This window comes from Sulfurovum sp. (assembly GCF_049668085.1).
In the GTDB taxonomy this organism is placed as follows: Bacteria; Campylobacterota; Campylobacteria; order Campylobacterales; family Sulfurovaceae; genus Sulfurovum.
The window spans coordinates 1-2,642 of sequence record NZ_JBATIY010000119.1 but is presented as its reverse complement, the minus strand read 5'-3'; the positions used below and the strand labels follow the sequence as shown (position 1 = coordinate 2,642).

At 36.8% G+C, this 2,642-nt stretch carries 2 protein-coding genes; one reads left to right on the top strand and one right to left on the bottom strand.

Annotated features, from left to right (window positions below):
- Positions 1-923: putative bifunctional diguanylate cyclase/phosphodiesterase (locus tag WBM70_RS07915; RefSeq protein ID WP_424557963.1), on the top strand; the 923-nt coding region annotated here is incomplete at its 5' end.
- A gap of 53 nt (positions 924-976) precedes the next feature.
- On the opposite strand, the gene htpG is transcribed toward WBM70_RS07915, so the two are convergent.
- Positions 977-2,642, bottom strand: a 1,666-nt coding sequence (gene htpG / locus WBM70_RS07910) for a molecular chaperone HtpG (RefSeq protein WP_424557962.1), incomplete at its 5' end; no start/stop codon positions are given.

Sequence of the window (2,642 nt, the reverse complement as noted above, 5' to 3'; positions counted from 1 at the left end):
AGCATTTAAGTTTCACTACTGGTGTCGTAATGTTCAATAATAATACAGTGTCTGCTTATGATCTTCTAAAACGTTCTGAGACAGCCATGTATGAAGCCAAGAAAGATACTAGAGGTACGAATAAATTCTATGCAAGCAGTATGAGTAAAGAAACACAAGAAACGCTCATGGTAGAAAATGATATACATAAAGCGATGAGAAACAATGAACTCATTGTCCACTATCAGCCACAAATGGATATAAAACAAAATAAAATTATCGGTGCAGAAGCACTTGTACGATGGGAACATCCAGAAAAAGGGTTTATCTCTCCAGGGCTATTTATACCTATTGCTGAAGAGAGTGGTATCATTATCAAACTTGAAGAGTGGATCATTGATAGAGCCTTAGCTGAAATAAAGGATTTAACTAAGCGTCTAGGTCATTTTCCATTAGATCACATTGCACTTAACATTTCAACTCTACATTTTTTACAACCCCACTTTGTTGAAAAGCTCATGATACAACTTTACAAACACGGCGTAAAACCAGAATGGATCGAATTAGAAATAGTAGAGAGTGGTATTATGCGCAATATTGATGATGCGGCAAAAAAGATCAAAGAATTAAAAAGTTTTGGATTTACTGTTGCCATAGATGATTTTGGAACAGGATACTCTTCACTTTCCTATCTCAAACAACTCCCTGTCAACCTAGTTAAAATAGACCAATCTTTTATTTTAAATATGCATGAAAGCAAAGGGGATGCCATCATCGTTGAAGCGGTGATCGCCATTGCTGAAAAGTTTGATTTTAAGGTTTTAGCAGAAGGGGTGGAAGATAAGGAAACATTAGAATCATTAAAAAATTTAAATTGTGATATCTACCAAGGGTATTATGGCCATAGACCTATGTCAATGCATGAGTTTGAGCAACTTCTTTAATCGACTTTAGAAGGCACACCATTTTTTATGGTATGCCCTAGTTAAACTTATCACTATAGTACTTTTGTCGCTAGAGAAGCTACCCTTTGCGCGAATGCTCCTTTGTCTTTAGGCTCAAGTCCCTCTGAGAGTTTTGCAGAATCTAAAAGAATCCATGAGAGATCATCAAAGAGTGACTTATCTTCAAGACTATCCAGCTTTTTGATCATCTCGTGGTCGGGATTGATCTCTAAAATAAGAGGTATCTCTGGCATCTCTTGTCCCATTTGAGCAAACATTGCAGCCATACCAGCCATAGGGTCTGAACTGTCTTTAAGCACACATGATGGACTAGAAGTAAGTCTTGTAGAAGTTTTTACCTCTTTGACCTCTTCACCCAACACTTCTTTGATCTTATCAGTCAGTGATTTAAACTCTTTAGAGATCTCTTCTTTTTCTTCTTCACTCTTAGAGTCTGGTGCATCGATCGTTGTAATGTCTTTGAGACTCCACTCTTTATAAGAACCTATCATAGGGGTCACAATACTGTCTACCTCTTTGTCATCCATGATAAGTACTTCGATATTGGCTTTTTTATAGGCTTCAAGCAGTGGTGAATTTCTCAACACTTTTTCATCATCACCTACAATATAATAGATCTCTTTTTTCTCAGAATTACCACGGCTCATATACTCTTCAAATGATACCAGGCCTTCTTCCGTTGAACTCTTATATTTGACTATATCAAGTAGCAACTCCTTATTGACACTGTCAATGTAAATACCCTCTTTCATGACTCTATTGTATTGTTCAATGAATGTATCAGCATCTTCACCACTTAGTTTTTTAATTGCCTGTAGTATCTTCTTTGTAGAATTTTGTTTAATGTTTGCCAAAATCCTGTTCTCTTGAAGTAACTCACGAGACACATTCAACGGTAGATCTTCAGAATCAATGATACCTTTTACGAAACGCAAATATGGTGGTAACAACTCCTTATTGTCATCTGTGATAAAAACCCGTTTGACATAAAGTTTTACGCCTGCTTCATAATCTGGTCTATACATATCCATAGGCGCTTTTTTAGGGATATAGAAAAGTGTTGTAAACTCATTGGCACCCTCTACTTTATTGTGCAAATATGTCAGTGGTTCATCATCACCATGTGCCAAGGTTTTATAGAACTCTGAATAATCTTCTTTTTTCAATTCAGATTTAGAAACTGTCCATAATGCAGTAGCAGCATTGATCTGTTCAGATTTATTGACCATTTTAGTCGTTGCCTCATCACCTTCACCCTCTGTCTCTTCTTCAGAGTAGGTCAACATGATCGGGTATGCAATATGGTTAGAGTACTTCTTAACTACCTCTTGTGTTCTCCACTTATCTAAAAACTCTTTTTCATCCTCTTTAAGCTTAATGTAGATAATAGTTCCATGCTCTTCTTTCGTCACAGGCTTCACCTCATACTCACCTGTACCATCTGTACTGAACATATAAGCTTGATCTTCCCCAGCTTTTTTAGAGATAACATCTACTTTCTCTGCTACCATGAACACAGAGTAAAACCCTACTCCGAACTGTCCAATAAGATTTGAATCTTTTTTTGCATCACCCGTAAGGTTTTCCATAAATGCTTTCGTACCAGACTTGGCAATGGTTCCCAAATGATCCATCAAGTCTGCTTCATTCATCCCTATACCATTATCACCGATTGTAATAGAGTTGTCTTCTTTATCC